Genomic DNA, 4,994 nt, shown 5'->3' with positions numbered 1-4,994 from the left:
CACACTCGAACGTTCCAACGCCAAGCTCAAACTATGCTTTATTCGGCTGATGCTCAAGCGACTAGCCGCCTAAAAAGATCTCAAATGGGTTCTATAGACTAAACAAACCGGGTTTGTGAGTTAAGATTATGGACTAACCCAGAGCTTTGTTTCCTATTTGCGGTTAATTTATAGCTGCTAATGACCGGACTGTATTCAATTTATTTTAAATAAAGTCAGAATGACTTTGGGGGCAATATTACGTGCATTTCGTGACAGCGTTGCAGATAATTTTGCGCCACCCTATCCAGGGGATTCTTGCGGATGCAATCAGCAAAGGTAATTCTTGATAATTACGGACAATCTCTAAACTGACGCACCCTAGGATAATTGCCTCAAGCAAAGCGGTAGGGTGCGTCAGCAAAGGTAATTCTTGATAATTACGGACAATCTCTAAACTGACGCACCCTAGGATAATTGCCCTACACATACAAATAAGGACACAAAATTGTTGTGTCCATACAGAATATTTGACTGCAACTTGCAACCATACAACTGATTAAAAAAATCAACCAAATCGATAGCCAAACCCCCGTACTGTAATGATATATTCCGGTTGGCCCGGATCGATTTCCAACTTTTCGCGCAGCCAGCGGATGTGAACGTCAACTGTTTTGCTATCTCCGATAAAATCTTGACCCCAAATTTTTTCCAGCAACTGATCGCGAGACCAAACTCGCCGGGGATTACTCATAAATAGTTCTAGTAAGCGAAACTGTTTAGGAGAAAATTTTACTTCAATGCCGTGCACTAACACGCGGCACTCTTCAGGATACAGAGTTATGCTCTTATATTGCAGCATCATCGGTTGCGGTAAGTGACCGAGACGCTGGCGCCGCATCAGCGCCCGACACCGGGCGATAAATTCCCGCATTCCAAAAGGCTTGGTCAGATAATCATCCGATCCGGCTTCGAGATAAAAAGCGCAGTTGTTGGCACTTCCTCTAGCACCGATAATCAAAATAGGAACGGGATTTCCTTGATGTCGTAACATTCGACACAGATCCAAACCGTTAATTGAGTCCATAATTAACAGGTTGAAGCCAAATTCACCGTGGTATGACGAGGAAGCCTGCACAGAAGGCAGAGCGCCCGGCCCGTCGCTAGTAACAACCACCTCATAGCCCTGTTCTTTCAGGGCTAAAGCTAGCATTTCCCGCAACAGGTCTTCACCTTCGAGTAACAAAATGCGGCCGGCTTGTCCAACAGCCAGCTTTGAAGGACTTTCGCTTAATTCAGCAGAAGACATAAATATCAGTGGGAGTTATGTTTGTATGTGGCTAGCGGGAGGTGCCTTGTTCAGTAGCTGAGGCACTTTCGCGCTGCGATCGCTTTGTATGAACGATCGACTATTTAATCACTTATAATCTTTCGCCAGTCCATCCGACAGACATACGCTCGACTATTTCTACTTGCTCGTGCAAGAAATATAGCCGTTGAGCAGTTGCGATAGCTGCGCTGTCTGCCTGCGTCCAGGCGTTAGAAGCCCGGTCATTGTTAGGGGTCGGTATTACTTTGTAAAACATTGCCCGCTTGTAATTGACCAGGTAACACCCAATCTATAGGGAGATGGCTTTATCGTACAGGCAAAAGGTTATCTGAAGGTAAAGTTTTAGTAAATAAATGGTTAATTTATTAAAGATGAGTAATCTTGTTCTTAAATTTTAACCGAACCCTACAGCTTTGAAGATACAATCTCGATCGGATTTAAGCTCCTAAACCCGGTAAATTGAAAAATATTGGGCTAAATTAATGATTAATCTGGCAATCTGACGAGTTTTTGAGGAATAGTGTTTTGTGGGTTGGACGCGAGCTTCGTGGGTTGGACGCGAGCTTCGTGGGTTGGACGCGAGCGGGGACGCTCGCACTAGACAGGAACCGGACGCAAGCGGATCGAAGGCGAGGAGTTTTGAGGGCGAGCTACAGCCGGACGATCGCCCTACAACTGACCCAGGCCCGCTACGATCGACAATAGTAAGTAAAAATTCTGTAGATTGCCTATAATGTTGCTGCATTTGAGTACCTGGCCCGAAGTAGAAGCTTATCTAGAGAACTCCCGAGGCATAATTATCCCGATCGGCTCCACCGAACAGCACGGGCCCACCGGCTTAATCGGGACTGACGCCATTGCTGCTGGTGCGATCGCCCAGAGTGTCGGCGAAGCAGCCAATGCCTTAGTCGGCCCGACAATTAATGTAGGCATGGCCATGCACCACACCAGCTTTCCTGGGAGCATCAGTCTCCGACCGCAGACGCTGATTCTCGTAATCAGGGATTATATCACATCTTTAGCAAAAGCTGGATTTGATAAATATTTCTTTATTAACGGTCACGGCGGCAACATTGCCACGATGAAAGCAGCATTTTCCGAGACTTACGCGCATTTGTCGGACTTAAATCTAGCTTCTTCCGATCGAATCCAGTGTCAAATCGGCAACTGGTTCATGTGCGGTTCAGTCTACAAACTCGCCAAAGAATTGTACGGAAACCAAGAAGGTTCCCACGCCACCCCCAGCGAAATCGCCTTAACCCAGTACCTTTATCCAGAAGCAATCAAGCAAGCACCGCTTTCGGAAGAAGTTGCATCCGGGCACAAAATTTACGGTGCTGCTGACTTCCGCCGCCGATTTCCCGACGGGAGAATGGGTTCAAATCCTGCCTTAGCAACTCCCGAACACGGCAAGCAATTTCACGAGTTAGCAGTCAAAGAATTGACTAATAATTATTTGGAATTTTTGAACTCAGATTAACGTTTTTGCCTGAAAATCTTGATAAATCTCGTTTTGCTCCGAGGCCTGATCCCCCTAAATCCCCCTTAAAAAGGGGGACTTTGAGAACACTTCGTGTCCCCCCCTTAAAAAGGGAGACTTTGACAACTCTCTTGTCCCCCCCTTATTAAGGGGGGCTAGGGGGGATCTGGCCTAATCATCAAACAACAGATCCGTACTACTAAGACGTTAAGTTAACAACACGATTTCTAGGCCGCTGCTTCTTCTTCGGCTTCAGCTTCCGGTGCATCTGGGACATCTTGCTTGATCGTCAAATAGCGAATCACTTCCTCGCTCAGACGCATCGCGCGTTCCATGGTAAAAATTGCAGCGCCCGGAGCTGTATAGTTCATTTGAACGTATACTCCGTCGCGGTGCTTGCCGATTTCGTAAGCCAAGCGGCGCTTGCCGCGGTGCTGAGTTTCGATATTTTCAGCACCTTGATCGCGCAAAATGGTTTGATATTTCGCGATCGCCTGGTCAGTCATTTCTTCACCCAAATCAGGGCGCAGAATGTACATTGTTTCGTAAATAAACGGTTTCATGGCAATAATCCCCTTATGGACAACAAGGCTTCTGATGAAGCAAGGACTTATCATCATATCCCAACAATGAACAATCTCAAAACTAAAAAACCAAATTCCCCAAACCGCAGTCGATCGCGGTGGAGTACCCTGTGGACGTACAGTATCATGGGGGCGATCGCACTTTTAATGCTCTTCCCCCTGCTGTGGCTGCTCAGTACCTCCCTCAAATCCCCCAGCGAAAACATCTTTCAATATCCCCCGCAACTGTGGCCGCAACAGCCAACCCTCGAAAACTTCATCAAAGTCTGGGAAACCAACCCCTTCGGGCGCTACCTGTTCAACAGCACCTTGATTGCATGCCTGACAGTCAGCATCAACGTTTTGTTTTGCGCCCTCGCGGCTTACCCCTTAGCCAGACTCAAATTTCGCGGCCGCGAAGCTATTTTAATTACGATCGTTTCCACAATCATGATACCCTTCCAAATAGTCATGATTCCGCTGTACATTTTGACAGTACAACTCGGATTAAAAAATAGCTATTTAGGCGTCATTTTTCCCGGACTAGCCTCAGCCTTCGGCATATTTTTATTGCGGCAAGCATTCCTAGCAGTTCCCAAAGAACTAGAAGAAGCCGCCCGCATCGACGGCTGCACCGAATTAGGCATTTGGTGGCACGTGATGATTCCGGCAATTAAGCCAGCTTTAGTGACTTTAGGAATTTTTGTATTTATCGGTTCTTGGAGCGACTTTTTGTGGCCGCTGCTAGTTTTGGACAGGCCGGAATATTACACTTTGCCATTGGGAGTTGCTAATTTAGCCGGGACATTTTCTTTGGATTGGCGTTTGGTGGCGGCGGGTTCAATTATTTCGATCGTTCCAGTTTTAGGACTGTTTTTGCTGTTGCAAAAATACATTGTGCCGACAGAAGCGGCCGCCGGGGTGAAAGGATAAAATTAGGGAATCGGCCAAACAGGGCATCGGGCATGGGGGATTGGAAGTCGAAAATTAGTATTTCTTCCTTCTGCGATACAACTCACAAAATTTATTTGTTATGTACGAACCACCTGAAATCCGTTGGATTGTTGACCGGGCTGCTGTCATAGATGCGATCGGAGCATTTGCAAATGCGATGGATGCTAAAGACTGGCAAAAAGTGCGATCGCACCTAGCCGACGAAATTGATATCGACTATTCGGAATTTCGGGGTGAAACTCCCAGACGAATAACCGCAGAAGAATATATAAAACAGCGGGTAGAGGGACTTGCAGGTTTGCGAACGCTGCACGTCAGCACGAATCATGAAGTAACTATTCACCACAATACAGCCAAATGTCAGTCTGCATATCAAATTTATCGACTTGACCCCAGTCGCGAATCGGGAGAAAATCGGCTGGATACAGCAGGAAACTATTTTCACTCTTTGATTCAAAGAACAGAGGGACATTGGCGAATCGACGGAATCAAGCAAACCGTAGTGATTGTCAGCGGCAATCCTCAAGTTCACGGTGCCCTGGGCGGTACATCTTAAACCATTTGAGATTTGAGATTGGGTATAATTTAACATTAAATAGGTTCGATCGTTTGGACTTCAGTCCGCATCAAATCAGAGGACTAAAGTCCGAACGATCGAACCTAAAAACCATTAAATAGGTTCGATCGT

General features: G+C 46.4%; 5 protein-coding genes. 3 read left to right on the top strand and 2 right to left on the bottom strand.

The annotated features are described in order from the left end of the window. Window positions 1-547: 547 nt before the first annotated feature. Window positions 548-1,288, bottom strand: a complete 741-nt coding sequence (locus JGK39_RS32460) for a response regulator transcription factor (protein WP_293261831.1) — start codon at window positions 1,286-1,288, stop codon at window positions 548-550. A gap of 754 nt (window positions 1,289-2,042) precedes the next feature. Here JGK39_RS32460 and JGK39_RS32455 point away from each other — a divergent pair. Next, window positions 2,043-2,789, top strand: a complete 747-nt coding sequence (locus tag JGK39_RS32455; RefSeq protein WP_293261828.1) for a creatininase family protein — start codon at window positions 2,043-2,045, stop codon at window positions 2,787-2,789. A gap of 227 nt (window positions 2,790-3,016) precedes the next feature. Here the strand turns inward: JGK39_RS32455 and rpsF are convergent, their stop codons facing one another. Next, the gene (rpsF, locus tag JGK39_RS32450; RefSeq protein WP_293261825.1) at window positions 3,017-3,352 is read right to left on the bottom strand and encodes a 30S ribosomal protein S6; all 336 of its coding nucleotides are present in this window, start codon (window positions 3,350-3,352) and stop codon (window positions 3,017-3,019) included. A 15-nt stretch (window positions 3,353-3,367) separates the two neighbouring features. Here rpsF and JGK39_RS32445 point away from each other — a divergent pair, with 15 nt between their 5' ends. Together JGK39_RS32445 and JGK39_RS32440 are read left to right on the top strand one after the other, a co-directional pair. After that, window positions 3,368-4,285, top strand: a complete 918-nt coding sequence (locus JGK39_RS32445) for a carbohydrate ABC transporter permease (RefSeq protein ID WP_293261822.1) — start codon at window positions 3,368-3,370, stop codon at window positions 4,283-4,285. 100 nt (window positions 4,286-4,385) lie between these two features. Next, window positions 4,386-4,862, top strand: coding sequence for a nuclear transport factor 2 family protein (locus JGK39_RS32440; protein ID WP_293261819.1), 477 nt, complete (start codon window positions 4,386-4,388; stop codon window positions 4,860-4,862). Window positions 4,863-4,994: the final 132 nt, after the last annotated feature.

The organism is Microcoleus sp. PH2017_12_PCY_D_A (assembly GCF_020738565.1).
In the GTDB taxonomy this organism is placed as follows: Bacteria; Cyanobacteriota; Cyanobacteriia; order Cyanobacteriales; family Microcoleaceae; genus Microcoleus.
This window is presented reverse-complemented; position numbering and strand designations above follow the sequence as displayed.

Bases quoted from the DNA above. Each gene is read 5' to 3' on its own strand.
- JGK39_RS32460 (WP_293261831.1), bottom strand. From the start codon at position 1,288: ATGTCTTCTGCTGAATTAAGCGAAAGTCCTTCAAAGCTGGCTGTTGGA.
- JGK39_RS32455 (WP_293261828.1), top strand. From the start codon at position 2,043: ATGTTGCTGCATTTGAGTACCTGGCCCGAAGTAGAAGCTTATCTAGAG.
- rpsF (WP_293261825.1), bottom strand. From the start codon at position 3,352: ATGAAACCGTTTATTTACGAAACAATGTACATTCTGCGCCCTGATTTG.
- JGK39_RS32445 (WP_293261822.1), top strand. From the start codon at position 3,368: ATGGACAACAAGGCTTCTGATGAAGCAAGGACTTATCATCATATCCCA.
- JGK39_RS32440 (WP_293261819.1), top strand. From the start codon at position 4,386: ATGTACGAACCACCTGAAATCCGTTGGATTGTTGACCGGGCTGCTGTC.